At 73.0% G+C, this 16,615-nt stretch carries 18 protein-coding genes; 5 read left to right on the top strand and 13 right to left on the bottom strand.

The window, feature by feature from the left end:
* Positions 1-2: 2 nt before the first annotated feature.
* Both ACFOYX_RS20660 and ACFOYX_RS20655 read right to left on the bottom strand, forming a co-directional pair.
* Positions 3-548: a TIGR00730 family Rossman fold protein gene (locus tag ACFOYX_RS20660; RefSeq protein ID WP_322440382.1), complete on the bottom strand. Its 546-nt coding sequence runs from the start codon at positions 546-548 to the stop codon at positions 3-5.
* Positions 549-1,403: a TIGR00730 family Rossman fold protein gene (locus ACFOYX_RS20655; RefSeq protein ID WP_322440381.1), complete on the bottom strand. Its 855-nt coding sequence runs from the start codon at positions 1,401-1,403 to the stop codon at positions 549-551. It lies immediately after the preceding gene.
* A 154-nt stretch (positions 1,404-1,557) separates the two neighbouring features.
* On the opposite strand from ACFOYX_RS20655, the gene ACFOYX_RS20650 reads away from it, so the two are divergent.
* Positions 1,558-1,725 carry a hypothetical protein gene (locus ACFOYX_RS20650; protein WP_201749624.1) on the top strand — a complete coding sequence of 56 codons (168 nt, stop codon included), beginning with the start codon at positions 1,558-1,560 and terminating at the stop codon, positions 1,723-1,725.
* Between the two features lie 77 nt (positions 1,726-1,802).
* On the opposite strand, the gene dapE is transcribed toward ACFOYX_RS20650, so the two are convergent.
* The gene (gene dapE / locus ACFOYX_RS20645; protein ID WP_322440380.1) at positions 1,803-2,876 is read right to left on the bottom strand and encodes a succinyl-diaminopimelate desuccinylase; all 1,074 of its coding nucleotides are present in this window, start codon (positions 2,874-2,876) and stop codon (positions 1,803-1,805) included.
* A 24-nt stretch (positions 2,877-2,900) separates the two neighbouring features.
* Here dapE and dapD point away from each other — a divergent pair, with 24 nt between their 5' ends.
* Positions 2,901-3,860 carry a 2,3,4,5-tetrahydropyridine-2,6-dicarboxylate N-succinyltransferase gene (gene dapD, locus ACFOYX_RS20640; RefSeq protein ID WP_109801780.1) on the top strand — a complete coding sequence of 320 codons (960 nt, stop codon included), beginning with the start codon at positions 2,901-2,903 and terminating at the stop codon, positions 3,858-3,860.
* A gap of 56 nt (positions 3,861-3,916) precedes the next feature.
* Positions 3,917-4,468 (top strand): sugar O-acetyltransferase, encoded by a 552-nt coding sequence (locus tag ACFOYX_RS20635; protein WP_322440379.1) that lies wholly within the window; start codon positions 3,917-3,919, stop codon positions 4,466-4,468.
* 81 nt (positions 4,469-4,549) lie between these two features.
* On the opposite strand, the gene ACFOYX_RS20630 is transcribed toward ACFOYX_RS20635, so the two are convergent.
* Genes ACFOYX_RS20630 through fdxA form a run of 5 tightly spaced genes read right to left on the bottom strand, consistent with a single transcriptional unit; the run spans position 4,550 to position 8,384 of the window.
* Positions 4,550-5,197, bottom strand: coding sequence for a nucleoside/nucleotide kinase family protein (locus ACFOYX_RS20630; RefSeq protein ID WP_322440378.1), 648 nt, complete (start codon positions 5,195-5,197; stop codon positions 4,550-4,552).
* Positions 5,197-5,847, bottom strand: a complete 651-nt coding sequence (locus ACFOYX_RS20625) for an SIMPL domain-containing protein (protein WP_322440377.1) — start codon at positions 5,845-5,847, stop codon at positions 5,197-5,199. Before ACFOYX_RS20625 ends, ACFOYX_RS20630 begins: the two co-directional genes overlap by 1 nt.
* Before the next feature lie 50 nt (positions 5,848-5,897).
* Entirely contained in the window at positions 5,898-6,935 is a 1,038-nt protein-coding gene (locus ACFOYX_RS20620; RefSeq protein ID WP_322440376.1) for a prephenate dehydrogenase/arogenate dehydrogenase family protein, read from the bottom strand.
* A gap of 19 nt (positions 6,936-6,954) precedes the next feature.
* Positions 6,955-8,061 carry a succinyldiaminopimelate transaminase gene (gene dapC, locus ACFOYX_RS20615; RefSeq protein ID WP_322440405.1) on the bottom strand — a complete coding sequence of 369 codons (1,107 nt, stop codon included), beginning with the start codon at positions 8,059-8,061 and terminating at the stop codon, positions 6,955-6,957.
* The gene (gene fdxA, locus ACFOYX_RS20610; protein WP_089005361.1) at positions 8,058-8,384 is read right to left on the bottom strand and encodes a ferredoxin; all 327 of its coding nucleotides are present in this window, start codon (positions 8,382-8,384) and stop codon (positions 8,058-8,060) included. Before fdxA ends, dapC begins: the two co-directional genes overlap by 4 nt.
* A 79-nt stretch (positions 8,385-8,463) precedes the next feature.
* On the opposite strand from fdxA, the gene ACFOYX_RS20605 reads away from it, so the two are divergent.
* A complete protein-coding gene (locus ACFOYX_RS20605) occupies positions 8,464-9,423 on the top strand; it encodes a GNAT family N-acetyltransferase (protein ID WP_322440404.1) in 960 nt (319 codons plus the stop codon).
* Between the two features lie 111 nt (positions 9,424-9,534).
* On the opposite strand, the gene ACFOYX_RS20600 is transcribed toward ACFOYX_RS20605, so the two are convergent.
* The 3 genes from ACFOYX_RS20600 to mshB form a co-directional block, all read right to left on the bottom strand.
* Positions 9,535-9,996, bottom strand: coding sequence for a hypothetical protein (locus ACFOYX_RS20600; RefSeq protein WP_322440375.1), 462 nt, complete (start codon positions 9,994-9,996; stop codon positions 9,535-9,537).
* A 79-nt stretch (positions 9,997-10,075) separates the two neighbouring features.
* The gene (locus tag ACFOYX_RS20595) at positions 10,076-10,510 is read right to left on the bottom strand and encodes a hypothetical protein (RefSeq protein WP_109801788.1); all 435 of its coding nucleotides are present in this window, start codon (positions 10,508-10,510) and stop codon (positions 10,076-10,078) included.
* A gap of 17 nt (positions 10,511-10,527) precedes the next feature.
* Positions 10,528-11,451: an N-acetyl-1-D-myo-inositol-2-amino-2-deoxy-alpha-D-glucopyranoside deacetylase gene (mshB, locus tag ACFOYX_RS20590; protein ID WP_322440374.1), complete on the bottom strand. Its 924-nt coding sequence runs from the start codon at positions 11,449-11,451 to the stop codon at positions 10,528-10,530.
* An 86-nt stretch (positions 11,452-11,537) separates the two neighbouring features.
* Here mshB and ACFOYX_RS20585 point away from each other — a divergent pair, with 86 nt between their 5' ends.
* On the top strand, positions 11,538-13,685 hold the full coding sequence (locus ACFOYX_RS20585; protein WP_322440373.1) for a prolyl oligopeptidase family serine peptidase: 2,148 nt from the start codon (positions 11,538-11,540) through the stop codon (positions 13,683-13,685).
* Positions 13,686-13,769: 84 nt separating this feature from the next.
* Here ACFOYX_RS20585 and ACFOYX_RS20580 read toward each other — a convergent pair whose 3' ends face one another.
* The gene (locus ACFOYX_RS20580; protein ID WP_322440372.1) at positions 13,770-15,515 is read right to left on the bottom strand and encodes an ABC transporter substrate-binding protein; all 1,746 of its coding nucleotides are present in this window, start codon (positions 15,513-15,515) and stop codon (positions 13,770-13,772) included.
* A gap of 103 nt (positions 15,516-15,618) precedes the next feature.
* The gene (locus ACFOYX_RS20575) at positions 15,619-16,605 is read right to left on the bottom strand and encodes an ABC transporter permease (RefSeq protein ID WP_322440371.1); all 987 of its coding nucleotides are present in this window, start codon (positions 16,603-16,605) and stop codon (positions 15,619-15,621) included.
* Positions 16,606-16,615: the final 10 nt, after the last annotated feature.

Here is a 16,615-nt window from a genome sequence, read left to right as displayed (position 1 = left end):
CGTCAGGTGAGGCGGGATTCGAGGATGTCGAGGGCCTCGGGGACGGTTCGGGCCACCGTGAGCAGGTGCAGGCCGGCGGGTTTGAGGAAGTTCTGGTCGGCCAGGCCGCCCAGCCAGTCGAGCAACGGGCGGTAGAAGCCGTCCGCGTCGATCAGCACCATCGGCTTGGCGTGCATGGCGAGCGTGGCGGTGGTCCACACCTCGAACAGCTCGTCCAGGGTGCCGAGCCCGCCCGGCAGGGTGATGAACGCGTCCGACTTGTCGATCATCAGCGTCTTGCGGCCGGCCATGCCCTCGGTGATCAGCAGCTCGTCGGAGGCCAGGTCGGCGACCTCGAGGTCCACCAGCGCCTGCGGGATCACCCCGAGGGTGTACCCGTCGGCGGAACGCGCGCCGTCCGCCACCGCCCCCATCATCCCGACGCAGCCGCCGCCGCTGACCAGGGTGTGCCCGCGCCGGGCCAGCTCGGCGCCGGTCTCGGCGGCGAGGTCCAGCCAGCGTGGGTCGAGGGTGCGGGAGGACGCGCAGAACACGCAGATGGCGGCCATTCAGCCCTTCCCGCCCTCGTCGGCGGCGGCCCGCTGGTCCGCCTCGGCGCGGGCGACCGACTCCACGCGGATCGCCTCCTGCTCGGCGGAGAGCACCGCCTCGGCCTCCACGATGTGCCGGACCGCCGCGTTGACGTCGTCGGTGAGGCAGATCAGCTCCAGGTCGGAGGGCCCGATCTTGCCCTCGGCGGCCATGCTGTCCCGCAGCCAGTCGAGCAGCCCGCGCCAGTAGTCCGCGCCCATCAGCACCACCGGGAAGCGGGTGACCTTGCCGGTCTGCACCAGCGTGAGCGCCTCGAACAGCTCGTCCATGGTGCCGAAGCCCCCGGGCAGCACGACGAACGCCTGCGCGTACTTGACGAACATGGTCTTGCGGGCGAAGAAGTAGCGGAAGTCGATGGCCAGGTCGACCCAGTCGTTGAGGCCCTGCTCGAACGGGAGCTCGATGCCGAGCCCGACGGAGAGGCCGCCCGCCTCGCTGGCCCCCCGGTTGGCCGCCTCCATCACGCCCGGACCGCCGCCGGTGATCACCGCGTACCCGGCCCGGGCCAGGGCGCCGCCCAGTTCCTCGGCCATCCGGCACTCCGGGCTCTCCGGCATGCTCCGGGCCGAGCCGAAGACACTGACCGCGGGCGGCAGGTCGGCCAGGGTGTCGAAGCCCTCGACGAACTCCGACAGGATGCGCAGCGCCCGCCAGGCGTCCTTGGTCTTCCAGTCGCCGCGCCCCCGGGAGTCGAGCAGCCGCTGGTCGGCGGTGCTGGTCGGGATGGCGCCGCGACGCAGCGTGACGGCGCCCCGGTGCCGCTCCCGTCCCCGGTCCGGGCCGGGCTGGTGCCGCCCGTTGCTCTGGCTCATGGGAGCCACCGTAGTGGAGCCGGGGCGGCCGGGTGTGCGGGCCGGCGAGCCGGGGAAATTGTTCGGGATCTTGGGCAACTAATTCGGTCGCCCGTACGTCTTACTATTCACATACCGGGTATGCCCCGGCGCGCGCCTTCGGGGAGGAGCAAGCGTGATCAGCAACAGCGAGATGATCCGGATCCGGCGACAGATGCAGCGGCGGATCCGGGACGTGGTGGCGGAGCGCCGCCGCGCCCGGCAGTTGGAAGCCCATGACCTCAGCGGTGACCCGACCGAGTCCCGCCCCCCGGCGGACCAGTCCCTCACCCCGGCCGGCTGACCGGTCGACCGTCGATCAGGAGGTTCGCGTCGACCGGGATCCGGTGACGCGAACCTCTTGATCGTCTCTGGGGCGGGTCAGGCGGGGGCGAGCCAGCGGTGCAGGGTGGCCGCGCCGTCGCGGATCTTGGTGAGCTCGACGTGCTCGTCCTTGTGATGGGCCAGGTTCGGGTCGCCGGGGCCGAAGTTCAGCGCCGGGATGCCCATCGCCGCGAACCGGGCCACGTCCGTCCAGCCCAGCTTGCCGATCGGGGCCGCACCCACCGCCGTCAGGAACTCCTGCGCCGGCGGCGCGTCCAGGCCGGGGGCCGCGCCCGCCGCCGCGTCCGTCACCGCCAGGTCGAAGCCGGCGAAGACCTCCCGCAGGTGCGCCTCGGCGTCCGCCGGGTCGCGGTCCGGGGCGTACCGGTAGTTGATCTCGATCTCGCAGCGGTCCGGGACGACGTTGCCGGCCACCCCGCCGGTGATCCGCACCGCGTTCAGGCCCTCGCGGTAGTCGCAGCCGTCGATGGTGACCCGCCGCGCCTCGTACGACCGCAGCCGGTCCAGCACCTCGCCCGCGCCGTGGATGGCGTTCACCCCGTGCCAGGACCGGGCCGCGTGGGCCCGCTCGCCGTGCGTGGTGACGATCGCCCGCATGGTGCCCTGGCAGCCGGCCTCGACGATCCCGTAAGTCGGCTCGAGCAGCACCGCGAAGTCGGCCTCGAGCCACTCCGGGTGCGCCTCGGCGACCAGGGTGAGGCCGTTGTACCTCGACTCGATCTCCTCGGCCTCGTAGAAGAAGTACGTCACGTCGTAGCGCGGGTCCGGCAGGGTCACCGCGAGGTGCAGCGCGAACGCCACCCCGGACTTCATGTCGGAGGTGCCGCAGCCGTACATCAGGTCGCCGCGCATGGTGGACGGGAAGTTGTCGTTGAGCGGCACGGTGTCCAGGTGGCCGGCGAGCACCACGCGCTGCGCCCGGCCCAGGTCGGTACGCGCCATCACCGTGTTGCTGTGCCGGAACGTCGTCAGGTGCGGCACCGAGCGCAGCACCTCCTCCACGCAGTCGGCGATCGCCTTCTCGTTGAGGGAGACGGACTCTATGTCGACCAGGGCGCGCGTGAGCGCCACCGGATCAGCCAAGACCTCGGGGGTCAACGGGTTCTCCATGGTTGGCACGGTACCGTCACAATCGTGACGACCGCACAGTCTGCCTGGGGCATCGGCCTGGCCACCGTGACCGCTGACGATCAGGTGCTCGACACCTGGTACCCGACCGGCAAGCTGGGCCTCGGCGAGCTGCCGCTGGTCCCCGGGGAGGACCAGGCCGACGTACTGGACCTGCCTCCGGGCGCGGTCGGCGAGCGGGCGCTGCCCGGTCTGCGTACGGTCGAGGTGACCACCGTGATCGGCTCGCTGGACGACCCGATCAAGGACGCCGCCGACGCGTACCTCCGGTTGCACCTGCTCTCCCACCGCCTGGTGCGACCCAACGAGCTCAACCTCGACGGCATCTTCGGCAAGCTGGCCAACGTGGCCTGGACCTCGGCCGGGCCATGCCCGCCGGAGCGGGTCGACGAGCTGCGCGTCATCGAGCGGGCCGCCGGCCGCCACCTGGCCGTGTACGGGGTGGACAAGTTCCCCCGGATGACCGACTACGTGGTCCCCGCCGGCGTACGGATCGCCGACGCGGACCGGGTCCGGCTCGGCGCGCACCTGGCCGCCGGCACCACCGTGATGCACGAGGGCTTCGTCAACTTCAACGCCGGCACGCTGGGCACCTCGATGGTGGAGGGACGCATCGTGCAGGGCGTGCTGGTCGGCGACGGCTCCGACATCGGCGGCGGCGCCTCGATCATGGGCACCCTCTCCGGCGGCGGCACCGAGAAGGTGCGCATCGGCGAGCGGAGCCTGATCGGCGCGAACGCCGGTGTCGGCATCTCCCTCGGCGACGACTGCGTGGTGGAGGCGGGCTGCTACATCACCGCCGCCTCGAAGATCACCCTGCCGGACGGCCGGGTGGTCAAGGCCCGCGAGCTCTCCGGCGTGGACGGGCTGCTCTTCTGGCGCAACTCGGTCACCGGGGCGCTGGAGGCGAAGCAGCGCAGCGGCCGGGGCATCGAGCTGAACGCCGCCCTGCACGCCAACGACTGACGGCGGACACCGCGACGGTGGCACCAAACGACGAGGGGTCCAGGGATGATCACCCGGTGAGCTCCATGAGGGAACGCATGCTCGCCGGCGAGGCGTACATCGCCGACGACCCCGAGATCATCGCCGACCTGGACCGCGCCGCCCGGCTGACCGAACGCTTCAACACCAGCTCCGCCGCGGAGGGTCGGCTCGCGGCGCTGCGGGAACTGCTCGGCTCGCTCGGCGAGGACACCTGGGTGCGGCCACCCTTCCACTGCGACTACGGCTGGCAGACCCACATCGGCCCGCGCAGCTTCGTCAACTTCAACGCCGTCTTCCTCGACGTCGCCCGGATCGCCATCGGCGCCGACGTCCAGATCGGACCGAACGTCCAACTCCTCACCGCGACCCACCCGATCGAGGCGGAGCCGCGCCGGGCCAAGTGGGAGGCGGCCAAGCCGATCACCATCGGGGACAACGTCTGGCTCGGGGGCGGGGTCATCGTGCTCGCCGGGGTCACCATCGGCGAGAACACGGTGGTCGGCGCGGGGGCCGTCGTGACGAAGGACCTCCCGGCCAACGTGGTCGCGGTCGGTAACCCCGCCCGGGTCGTACGCGAACTCGCCTGACCGCGTCCAACCGCAAGGCACGCGCCGGAGTTCCACCGGGAACGGGCCCGGGTGGCCTGGCTGCTGCGCCGCGCGGTGCCGTCAAACGGGCGGGGGCTCGGTCAGGCGTACCACCAGGTCGGCGCGGCCGGCGGTGCCGGAGACCAGGGCGGCGTTGGCCTCGTCGCTGCCGAGCGCCCAGGCCCGGGCCTGCTCCGGCGACTTCCCGTACGCCTCGTGCCGGGCGGTGAGCCGACGCAGCCGCAGTTCGGCGTCGAGATCGAGGAACCAGATCTCGTGCAGCAGGGTCCGGACCTCCTCCCACGGCTCGTCCCGCAGCAGGAGGTAGTTCCCCTCGGTCACCACCAGCCGGACCTCGGGCGGCACCTCGATCGCCCCGGCGACCGGCTCCTCCAGATCCCGGCGGAACGCCGGCGCCCAGACCGAGGTCGGCTCCAGCCGCCGCAGGCGGCGCAGCACCGAGACGAACCCGTTGACGTCGAAGGTGTCCGGCGCGCCCTTGCGCTCCTGCCGGCCGAGCCGGACCAGCTCGGACTGGGCGAGGTGGAAGCCGTCCATCGGCACCAGCCGGGCGGTCGGCCCGACCGCCGCGACGAGCCGTTCGGCCAGCGTGGACTTGCCGGCCCCGGGTGCCCCGGCGATGCCGAGCAGCTGCCGGGGACCGGCCGCGGCGAGGGTCCGCGCCCGGGCGGCCAGCTCGTCGAAGGGCAGGACCTGCGCCGGAGGCATCAGCCGAGCACCGGCTCGCTGATGGTGAAACGCGCCTCCACCGCGGCCTGCACCGACTGCGGGCGCGGGTCGAGCTCCAGCTCCGGCGCGACGTCGGCCCGCCCGCCGGCGCCCTTGCCGAACGCGGCGCGGGCCATCATCGGCTGGGCGCCCGTACCGGTGTCGGACAGCTCCAGCAGGGCGGTCACCCGGGCGCCGAGCGCCTCCGCGTACTCCCGGGCCCGGGCCAGCGCGTCCGCGATCGCGGCGTGCCGGGCCTCCCGGTACGCGGGGCTCTCCGGCCGCAGCGACCACCACGGGCCGGCCACCTCGACCTGGTCCTGGTCGGCCAGGCGCAGCATCAGCTCGCCGAGCGCGGTGAAGTCGGTGATGGTGACGGTGGTGCCCACACTGCCGTGGTACGCCACCACCCGCTCGCCCGAGCGCTTCGTCTCGGGCCAGACCCGCAGCTGGCCGGTCTCCCGGCGCTCGATGGCCGGGCCGGAGGAGTCGAGCAGCACCCGGACCGCGGCGGCCCGCTCGGCCAGCCGGGTCAACGTCGTCTCCCGGTCGCGGTCCCGGGCGGTCGCGGTCACCGTGAACTCGGCCAGCTCGGGGGCGACCTCCCGGTACGCCTCGCCGCGTACCGCCACCACCGGTGCGTCCGCCATGCCCTCACCCTAACCGCGGCCGTCCCGGGCGCGGGGGCGCGGGGCGCGGTTCAGCCGGGCGGCCCCGGCAGGTGCCCGGTGTAGGCGACCGCCCCGGCCTCGACCCGGCACTCCGTCAGGTGGCCCCCGGCCGCGCCCAGCTCTCGCAGGTACGCCAGCTCCCCCGCGTGGTCGACCCCGGCCCGGAACTCCCGGCGGTGGGCGGTGAAGGGCCGACCCCGCACCGCGGCGCGGGCGGCGCGGCCCTCGTCGAGCAGGGCGGTCAGGGTGGCCCGGTCACCGGCCCGCAGCGCGTCGGCCAGGTCGTCGAGGACGACCCGGACCGCATCCAGCCCGGTCAGCACCGGTCCCCGGTTGGCCAGCAGCATGTTCGCGGTCCGGTTGGGCGGGCCGCCGGCCACCCGGGTGCCGTCGGTGAAGCTGCCCGCGGCGAGGGCGAGCACCGCCTCACGCAGCGCGGACCGTTGCACCGCCCCGGCCAGCGCACCGGCCAGCAGGTGCGGCACGTGCGAGGAGAGGGCCGCGACCACGTCGTGCTCCGGCGCGGACATGGGCACCACCCAGGCCCCGAAGACGTCGATGACCAGCGCGGCGAGCCGCCGGAACGCGGCCATCCCCGACCCGGTCGGGCAGAGCACCCAGGCCGCCCCGTCGAGCAGCCCCGGGGAGGCGGAGGCGAGACCCGCGCGGTCCGCGCCGGCCATCGGATGACCGGGGACGAACCGATGTCCCAGCCCCAGCGCGCCGGCGGCGGCGGCCACCTGGGCCTTGGTGCTGCCCACGTCGGTGAGGACGCAGTGCTCGTCGGTGGCGGCGGCGACCCGGGACAGCGTCCCCGGCAGGCTCGGCAGCGGACCGCAGAGGAACACCACGTCCCGGCCGGCGACCGCCTCCTCCAGGGTGTCCGGAGCGACGAAGCCCTGCGCGTCGGCGTACCGGCGGGTGGCCGGGTCCGGGTCCCACCCGGCGACGTCCAGCCCGGCCGCGCGTAGCCGCAGCAGCACCGACCCGCCGATCAGTCCGGTACCGATCACCGCGGCCGTACGCTCGCCGAGGACCGGGCGCTTGTCGCTCACCCCGTCAGTCATCGCCGCAGCAGCCCCGGGGTCAGCCGCGCAACCGGCCGGCGACCGCCGCGACATGCTCGTCGGACTCGGTCAGCGCCGCCCGGACGTGCCGGGAGCCGGCCGGGCCGTAGAAGACCCCGGCGGCGACCAGGATGCCCCTGCGGGCCAGCCAGTCGACGGTCTCCCAGCAGTCCTCGTCCCGGGTCATCCACAGGTAGAGCCCGGCCTCGGAGTGCTCGACGGTGAAGCCGGCGCCGGTGAACGCGGAGTGCAGCCGCTCGCGGCGGGCCCGGTAGCGCTCCCGCTGGGCGTCGGCGTGCGCCTGGTCGCCGAGCGCGGCCACCATCGCGGCCTGCACCGGGGCGGGCACGATCATGCCCGCGTGCTTGCGGATCTTGAGCAGCTCGGCCACCAGCGCCGGGTCACCGGCGACGAAGCCGGCCCGGTAACCGGCCAGGTTGGAGCGCTTGGAGAGCGAGTGCACCGCCAGCACGCCGTCGTACGACCCGCCGCAGACCTTCGGCGAGAGGATCGAGACGGGCTCGGCCTCCCAGCCCAGCGGCAGGTAGCACTCGTCGCTGGCGACCACGGCGCCGCGTTCGCGGGCCCAGTCGACCACCTTGCGCAGGTGGGTGGCGGGCAGCACCCGGCCGGTCGGGTTTCCGGGCGAGTTGACCCAGACCAGGCGTACCCGGGAGGTGGGGCCGACCGCGGTCAGCGAATCGGTGCGGACGGTGGTGGCGCCGACCAGCCGGGCCCCGTCGGAGTACGTCGGGTAGGCGATGGACGGCACCACGACCACGTCACCGGGGCCGACGCCGAGCAGCGTGGGCAGCCAGGCGACCAGCTCCTTCGAGCCGATCGTCGGCAGCACCCCCAGCCCGTCGACGCCGGCGCCGCAGGCCCGGGCGACCCACGCCGCGATGGCTTCCCGCAGCGCGGGGGTGCCCGCGGTCAGCGGGTAGCCGGGGGCGTTGGACGCGTCGGCGAGCGCCTGCCGGATCACCGTGGGCACCGGGTCCACCGGCGTGCCCATGGAGAGGTTGATCAGACCGTCCGGGTGCGCCGCTGCCGTCGCGGCCGCGGCGTCCAGGGTGTCCCAGGTGAAGTCGGGCAGCCGCGACGAGACCGGCGCGGGCCGGTTCAGTGGCCCTCTCCGCGCGGCGGCTGGGCGGCGACGAACGAGGCGTCCTTCTCCACCTTGCCGATCTTGGAGGCGCCGCCGGGCGAGCCGAGGTCCTCGAAGAACTCGTAGTTCGCCCCGGTGTAGTCCTTCCACTGCTCCGGGACGTCGTCCTCGTAGAAGATCGCTTCGACCGGGCAGACCGGCTCACAGGCACCACAGTCGACGCACTCGTCGGGGTGGATGTAGAGCATCCGATTGCCCTCGTAGATGCAGTCGACCGGGCACTCCTCGATGCATGCCTTGTCGAGCACATCGACGCACGGCTCGGCGATGATGTAGGTCACCGGTCTTCTCCTCCGCAAGACTCGCCGCGATCACCCGCGACGGTAAGAGCCTAGTATCTCGCCGGGGAGGGGATGAATGGTGCTCCGGCAGCAGGACGTGGGACACCGGATCGTGGTCCGCCGGATTGTAGGGATTCGCGAAGGCCGGCCGCTCTTCTCCGACGCCCTCGGGGAGCTGGTCGAGCTGAGCGAGACCCACATCACGCTGGCGACCGCCCAGGGCCGGCTGCGGGTCCCGGTGGGCGAGGTGCACCGGGCCAAGCGGGTGCCGCCGGCCCGCCGGCCGACCGCCGCCGCGGTGGTCGCCCTGGAACTGGCCGCCGACGAGGCGTGGCCCGCCCCCGTCCGCGGTCGGCTCGGCGACTGGCTGCTGCGCAGCGCCGACGGCTGGACCGGCCGGGCGAACTCGGCGCTGCCGGTGGGCGACCCGGACCGCCCGCTCCCGGCCGCCCTGGACGCCGTCGAGCGCTGGTACGCCGACCACGGCCAGCCGGCCATGGTCAACACCCCGCTGCCGCTCGCCGCGCCGGTCGGCGCCGAGCTGGACGCGCGGGGGTGGGGCGCCCGGCCGCCGGTGCTGGTACAGACCGTGGCGCTCGCCGCGCTGTCGGCACCCGCGCCGGCCCGCGCCGGCCTGCCGCCGGTCGAGCTGGCCGCCGCGCCGTCGGACGACTGGCTGGCCGTCGCCGCCGGCCGCAAGGGCGGCCTGCCGGACGCCGCCCGGCACGTGCTCACCGCCGTGGACCGGGTCCGCTTCGCCCAGGTGTACGCCGACGGCAGGCTGGTCGCCGTCGGCCGGGGCACGGTCACCGGGCAGGGGCGCTGGCTCGGCCTGACCCTGATCGAGGTGCTGCCCGAGGCGCGTCGGCAGGGGCTGGCCGGCCGGGTGCTGCGGTCGCTGGTCGACTGGGGCACGACGCAAGGGGCGAGCCACGCCTTCCTCCAGGTCGAGCAGCGCAACACCCCGGCGGTGGCCCTCTACCGGGGTCTCGGCTTCACCACCCACCACACGTACCTGACCCGCGTCGCCCCCGCCTGAGCCCGCGGCGCGACCCGCCGCCTCGATTCATGATCGTCTGCTGTGCAGTGGGCCGGCCGACGGCGCGGCGGGCCCCTCAGCAACAGACGATCATGGCGCTGTGTGTGGGGGTCAGCGGCGAACGACGCGGCGCGGCTTGGCAGCCTTGAGCTGGGCGTACCGCTTGAGTTGCTGGGAGCGGTAGTCGCGGCCGAGCGCGGTGAGGATCAGGTAGCCGACCAGCACGCCCGCCCCCGCGGCGGCGAGGTAGAGCCAGATCTGGGCGAAGAAGAGCCCGGCGCCACCGCCGAACGGGTTCTCGCCGACCAGCAGCGGGGCGACGAACACGGTCAGCGCCAGCGCCACGCCCACCGCAGCGGCGAGCTCACCGGCCCAGCGGCCCACCGGACGGTCGCGCCCCCAGCGGAACGCCAGCGCGGCGAGGATCAGCCCGATCACCGCGAACATCACCAGGGACACCCGGTCGGCGGCGCTGTCGTCGCCCTCGAAACCGAACCTGATGACCAGCCGGGCCAGCACGTTGACCGCGAACAGCGCCATCGCGAGCACGCCCACCGCGCGCCACCGCCCCATCGCACACCTCCGCCGTACGCCCGCCGGAGCGGCGGGACTTCTGGCAGGAATGTCTACCACCGCAACCTGTGTGCCGTCATCACCCGTGGTGCCGGGCCGGTGGCGCGAGGATCTGCCGGAAGCCCATCACCGCGAACGTCATCGCCCCGGCGACGATCATCGCCAGCCCGACCCAGTTGTCACCGGAGACCAGCAGGTCCCCCTCGGTGGTCCGGACCGAGGCCACCGCCATCAGCGCGAACCACGGCACGGCGGGCAGCACCACCGCCCACCGGGTGCCGACCGCCTCGTGGGCGAACCAGCTCAGCGCGATGCCGGCGCCGATCGCCACCAGCGCCGACACGCCGATCAGCTGACCGCCCACCCGCACGGTGGAGAGCAGCAGCTCCAGCACCGCCGAGAGCACCCCGGCGAGCACGGCGATCAGGCCACCGGCGACCCGCAGCGCGAGGTCGACCGCCGGCCGTGGGCGCGCGGGCGGCGGCGCCGGCTCCTGCTCGGGTACGACCGACATCGACGCGGTCGGCAGGGTCACCGGAGGCCGGCTGCCGCGACCGGGGACCGGTCCGGCCCGTCCAGCGCCAGCCCGGCGAACAGGTCGTCCTCCCAGCCGTACGGGCCGTTGCCCGGACCCTTCTCGCCGACCGCCAGGGTGAAGTACTCGACGCCCATGAACTCGGCGCCGAAGTTGCCGGCGATCGAGTAGAGCCAGGAGGTGGCCGGGATCTGGGTGGCGTGCGCCCGCATCGCCGCCTCCTTGGCGGTGTGCTGGTCGGTGGCGTCCATCCGGGCGGCGATCTCCGGGTCGGGGGTGCCGAAGGGCAGCTCGTCGGCGCTCTCGATGCCGGCGAAGGGGTTGTCCGAGGCCTCGACGAAGTGCTCCAGGCCGGCCGCCAGCACACTGCGCGGCATGGCCGTCCAGTAGACCTTCGCGGGGGCGAAGCCCCCGACGGCGGCGAGTTCCACCGCCCGCATCGCCACCCGGTGCGCCTGGATGTGGTCCGGGTGCCCGTAGAAGCCGTCGGGGTCGTACGTGATCATGACCTGCGGGCGTACCTCGCGCATGATCTCCACCAGGTGCCCGGCGGCCTCGTCGACGTCCGCCTGCCAGAAGGCGCGGGGGTGCTCGTTGGTGGCGAGCCCCATCATCCCCGAGTCGCGGTAGCGGCCGGCGCCGCCGAGGAAGCGGTGGTCGGTGATGCCGAGCGCGGCGCAGGCGGCGGCGAGCTCGCCGATCCGGTACCCGCCGAGCTGGTCGGCCTCGGCCGCGGCGAGCTGGGCCAGCTCGGGCACGTGGATCTCGCCCTCCTCGCCCAGCGTGCAGGTCACCAGGGTGACGTGGGCCCCGGTCGCGGCGTAGTGCGCCATGGTCGAACCGGTGCCGATGGACTCGTCGTCGGGGTGCGCGTGGACCAGCAGCAGGCGGCGGTCGGGCAGGGTCGTCACGACCGTCACTCTAACCGTCGTCCTCCGCCGACCGAGCCTGACGCGTCCACCCAGGTCGGCCACATCACGCCCGATGCGGCTCTACGATCCGAACTGTGGACTTTCCCGAGCTGGCCGCCCGTACCCGCCGGTTCAGCCACGGGGCGCCGCGCGCCGTCTCCGTCGCCGACGACGGCTCCCGGGTGATCTTCCTGCGCTCGTCCGGTCCGGAGGACCCCGCCGACGCGCTCTGGCTGCTGGACGTCGCTTCCGCCGAGGAACGGCTGGTCGCCGACCCGGCGACCCTGCTCGAGGCGGACGCCGACCCGGCCGCGCTGGCGCCGGGCGAGCGGGCGCTGCGCGAACGGCTGCGGCTCAGCGCCGCCGGCATCGGCTCGTACGCCCTGGACGCGGCCGGCCGGATCGCGGTGTTCCCGCTGGCCGGCCGCCTGTTTCGGGCGGACCTGGTGCACGGCGACGTGGTGGAGGTGGCCACCGTCGGCCCGGTGATCGACCCCCGTCCGGATCCGACCGGGGAACGACTGGCCTACGTCACCGACGCCGCCGAGGGGGTGCGCCGCGGGCAGCTCCGGGTGGTCGAGTCCGACGGCACGGACACCCTGCTGGCCGGCGAGGACAGCGGCGTCACCTGGGGTCTGGCCGAGCACATCGCGGCCGAGGAGTTCGACCGCTTCCGCGGCTACTGGTGGGCGCCGGACGGGCGCTCGGTGCTGGCCGCGCGGGTGGACGAGTCTCGGCTGCCCCACTGGCACCTGCACGACCCGGCCGATCCGGCGAGCCCGCCGACGACCATCGCGTACCCCCGCGCGGGCGGGCAGAACGCCGAGGTCAGTCTGCACCTGCTCGACCTGGACGGCGGCTGGGTCGACGTGCACTGGGACCGCGAGACCTACCCGTACCTGACCTCGGTGGACTGGGCGGACGGCGGGCCGCTGATCACCGTGCTGCGCCGGTCCCAGCAGCACGGCCTGGTGCTCGCGGTGGACCCGCGTACCGGGGAGACCCAGGTGCACGCCGAGCTGGCCGACCCGCGCTGGGTGGAGCCGATCCCCGGCACCCCGGCCCACCTGCCCGACGGGCGGGTGCTGGTGGGCGGGGAGCTGGCTCACGACGGGTACGACGCCCGCTGCCTGTTCGCCGACGGCACCCTGCTCACCCCGCCGTCGCTCTACGTACGCCGGGTGGTGGGCCGGCTGCCGGCGGGCCCGAACGGCCCGGCGGACCTGTTGGTCGAGGCGAGCGAGGGCGAGCCGAGCCAACGGCACCTGTTCCGGGTCCGGACGGCGATCGGCGGCGGCGTGGACGCCCGCCGGTTGAGCGGCGACCCGGGTTGGCACACCGCCGCGATCGGTGGCGCGACGCTGGCGGTCGGCACCGCGTCGCTGGAGCACCCGGGGACCAGGTGGTCGGTCTGGCACGAGGACCGGGAGGTGGCACGGCTCCGCTCGCTGGCCGCCAACCCGCCGTACGCGCCGAGGCCGACCCTGGTCCGGGTGACCGACCGGCGGCTGCCGACCGCGGTGCTCTACCCGACCGACCACGTGAAGGGCACCCGGCTGCCGGTGCTGCTGGACGTCTACGGCGGTCCCGGGCACCAGGAGGTGATCTCCGCCCGGGGGGCCTGGCTGGAACGGCAGTGGTGGGCCGACTCGGGCTTCGCGGTGGTGACGATCGACAACCGGGGCACCCCGGGGATCGCGCCGTCGTTCGAGAAGGCGATCCACCGGCGGCTGGCCGACGTGATCCTGGCCGACCAGGTGGACGCGCTCACCGCCCTGGCGGGCAAGCATCCGGACCTGGACCTGGACCGGGTGGCCGTGCGGGGCTGGTCGTTCGGCGGCTGGCTGGCCGGGCTGGCGGTGCTGCGCCACCCGGAGCTGTTCCGCTGCGCGATCGTCGGCGCGCCGGTCACCGACTGGACGCTGTACGACACCGCCTACACCGAGCGCTATCTGGGGCTGCCGGAAGACGGGATGGACGTGTACGCCCACCACTCGCTGGTGGAACTGGCCGCCGAGCCGGTCGGCGCCCCGGAGCAGGCCCGGCCGATGCTGCTGGTGCACGGCCTGGTGGACGACAACGTGCTGGCCGCGCACACGCTGCGGCTCTCGGCGGCGCTGCTGGCCGCCGGCCGGCCGCACGCGGTGCTGCCGCTGACCGGGGCGACCCACATGGCGACCGGCGGCACCGCCGAGCGCCTGCTCAAGCTGGAACTGGACTTCCTCCGCACCCACCTGCGGTGAGGAGCGCCTCGTCGACGAGAAGGGCCCGCGGATGCGACCGCCCCCGGCCGACGACGCTGTCGGCCGGGGGCGATCCGTGCGGTGTTACTGCTTGACGTAGGCGTCCACGAAGCTGGGCCAGCCGAAGATGCTGCCCACGAAGACCCCGCCGGCCTTCTCGCCATGGGCGACGGAGACCACCTCGTTGTACAGCGGCACGGCCGGCGCCGACTCCTTCATGAGCCGCTCGTCCAGCTTGCTCCACTCGTCGGCCTGCTTCGCCGGGTCGAGCGCGAGCACCCGGTCGAACTCGGCGTTGATGGCCTCGTTGTTGAGCTGCGACGTGTTGCTGTTGCCCTCGGCCTTGATGTTGCGGCCGTCGAAGAGCACCGGCAGGATCGAGGCGCCGCTGGGCCAGTCAGCCGCCCACGAGTCGACCCAGATGTCCCACGGGTTGGTCTTCTTCTTCACCGCGTCGAGGTAGCCGTCCTCGGGGATCGGCTTGATGGTGACCGTGAAGCCGGCCTTCTCCAGGGCGTTCTTGACCTGGGTCGCCGTCTCCTGCGACGGGGTGTCGTCGGAGGTGCCGAGCACCAGGCTGACGCTCTTGCCGGCGAGCACCTCCTTCGCCTTCTCCGGGTTGCCGCTCTCGCCGGCCGGGTACACGTCGGACTTCTGGTAGCCGAGCGTGGTGGGCGGCAGCAGCGTGGTGAGCGGCACGGCGCCGTACGGGCCGCCGAGGTTCTTGGTGATGCTGCTGCGGTCGATCGCGTAGTTGATCGCCTGCCGCACGGACAGGTCCGTGACCCGGGTGGTGTTGATGCTCAGCCGGTACGCGTTCGGCGTGGCGGCGACGATCATCCGCTCCTTGAGCTTGGCGTCGCCGGTGACCTTGGCGATCAGCTCGGACGGGACTCCGCCGGTGGCCACCGCGGCGGCGTCGTTGCCGGTGCCGGCGAGCACGCGGTTGGTCTGGGTGGCGTTGTCCGCGCCGAAGGACCAGATGAACTTGTCCGGGTACTGGTGGCGCACCGGGTCGGTCGCCGGGTCCCAGTTCGGGTTGCGCTCGAGCACCATCTCCACGCCCGGCGTGTTCTTGGTGATCTTGTACGGCCCGGACGAGAACGGCTGCTGGTCGAGGTTGACGCCGGTGTCCTTGTCCGCGGGCAGCGGAGCGGTGGCCGGCAGCGACACGGCGAACGGCAGGTCGCAGCGGGGCTTGTTGAACTCGAAGCGCAGCGTCCGCTCGTCCGGCGTGCTCAGCCCCGGCGGCAGCGACGTCTTGTTGGCCTTGAAGTTCCACTTGGTGTCGTACTGCGGGCTGTCGGCCAGCCACTCCTGCAGGTAGGTCGGGCCGCCGGTGAGGTCCGGGTCGAAGGAGCGGGCGATGCCGTACGCGATCTCCTTGGCGGTGATCGGCCGGCCGTCCTCGAACTTCACCCCCTGCTTGATCTTGAACTCCCAGACCTTGCAGTCGTTGTTCACGTTGGTGCCGGGGGTTTCGGCCAGGTCGCCGACCAGGGTGACGTTGCCCTTGCCGTCGTCCTTGAAGGTGGTGAGGTAGCGGGCGTAGAGCTGGCTACCCATCAGACCGGCGAACGAGTAGACCCGCTGCGGGTCCAGGTGGGAGATCTTGTTCTCGCGCAGGATGTAGAAGGTCCCACCCTTGGCCGCGCCGGCCACCTCCGGCGCCGGACCGAGGGAGTCCTTGGGGTCGGTCGCGATGGCGCCGGTGCGCGGCTTGTTGTTGTCCACGCTGTCGGCGTTGTCGCCGGTGTTCTTGCTGCACGCACCGAGGGCAACCGCCAGTGCGATCGCACCGCCCATGGCGGTGACGAGTCTTGCTCGCATACTCACTCCTCCGGGATCGCCATTGAAGGAAAGCTTCGCCTAGCTTTCGTTCGCCGTAAATTTCGAGCAGGTAACGGGGCCACAACGATCGGCACCCGGGAGGTCAGCCGAGGCGTACCCGGGGGTCGATGAACGCGTAGAGCAGGTCGACGACGACGTTCGCGACGACCACGAAGAGCGCGGAGATCAACACGGTGGCCATGATGGTCGGAAGGTCCCCCTGGCGGACCGCCTCCACCGCGGTACGGCCCAGCCCCTGGATCCCGAAGGTCGTCTCGGTGATCACCGTGCCGCCGAGCGCGCCGCCCACGTCCAGACCGGCGATCGTCACGATCGGCGTGATCGCCGCCCGCAGCGCGTGCCGCCCGTAGACCTGCCGCTTCGCCATGCCTTTGGCCCGGGCCGTCCGGACGAAGTCCTCGGAGAGCGTCTCCAGCATCTGCGCCCGCGACAACCGCGCGTAGATCGCGGAGAAGAGCAGCGCCAGGGTGACCCAGGCCAGCACGAGCCCCCGCGCCCACTCCACCGGGTTGTCCATGAGGGGCGTGTACCGCGGCGTCGGCAGGATCTTCAGGGTGTAGACGAAGATCAGCAACAGCACGGCGCCGACGAAGTAGAGCTGCAACGAGGCGAACGTCAGGGTGAGCCCGATCGAGACGCGGTCGAGCAGCGAACCTCTTCGCAACGCCGAGATCATCCCCAGCCCGACCCCGAGGGCGAGCCACAGCACCGCCGCCGGGATGACGATGTTCAACGTCACCGGCAGGACCCGGGCGAAGGTGTCGCTGACCGCCTCGCTGTTGACGTAGGAGTAGCCGAGACAGGGCGCCTCGCACTTGCCGCCCTGCGCGCTGCCCAGGTCGCGGCCGACGAAGATGCCCTTCATGTAGTTGGCGTACTGCTCCGTCCTCGGGTCGTTCAGCCCCAGCTCGGTACGCACCCGTTCCAGGCGCTCGGCGTTGCAGTTCTTCGGGCACATGCCGGTCACCGGGTCGCGGGGCAGCGCGAAGAACATCAGGAAGCTGACGACGCTCACCGCGAACAGCACCGAGACCGCCAGCAGCACCCGCTTCAGCAGGAAGCGCATCATGCGCAGTACC

Source organism: Micromonospora sp. GCM10011541, assembly GCF_042650725.1.
Taxonomy (GTDB): domain Bacteria; phylum Actinomycetota; class Actinomycetes; order Mycobacteriales; family Micromonosporaceae; genus Micromonospora; species Micromonospora sicca.
This window is presented reverse-complemented; position numbering and strand designations above follow the sequence as displayed.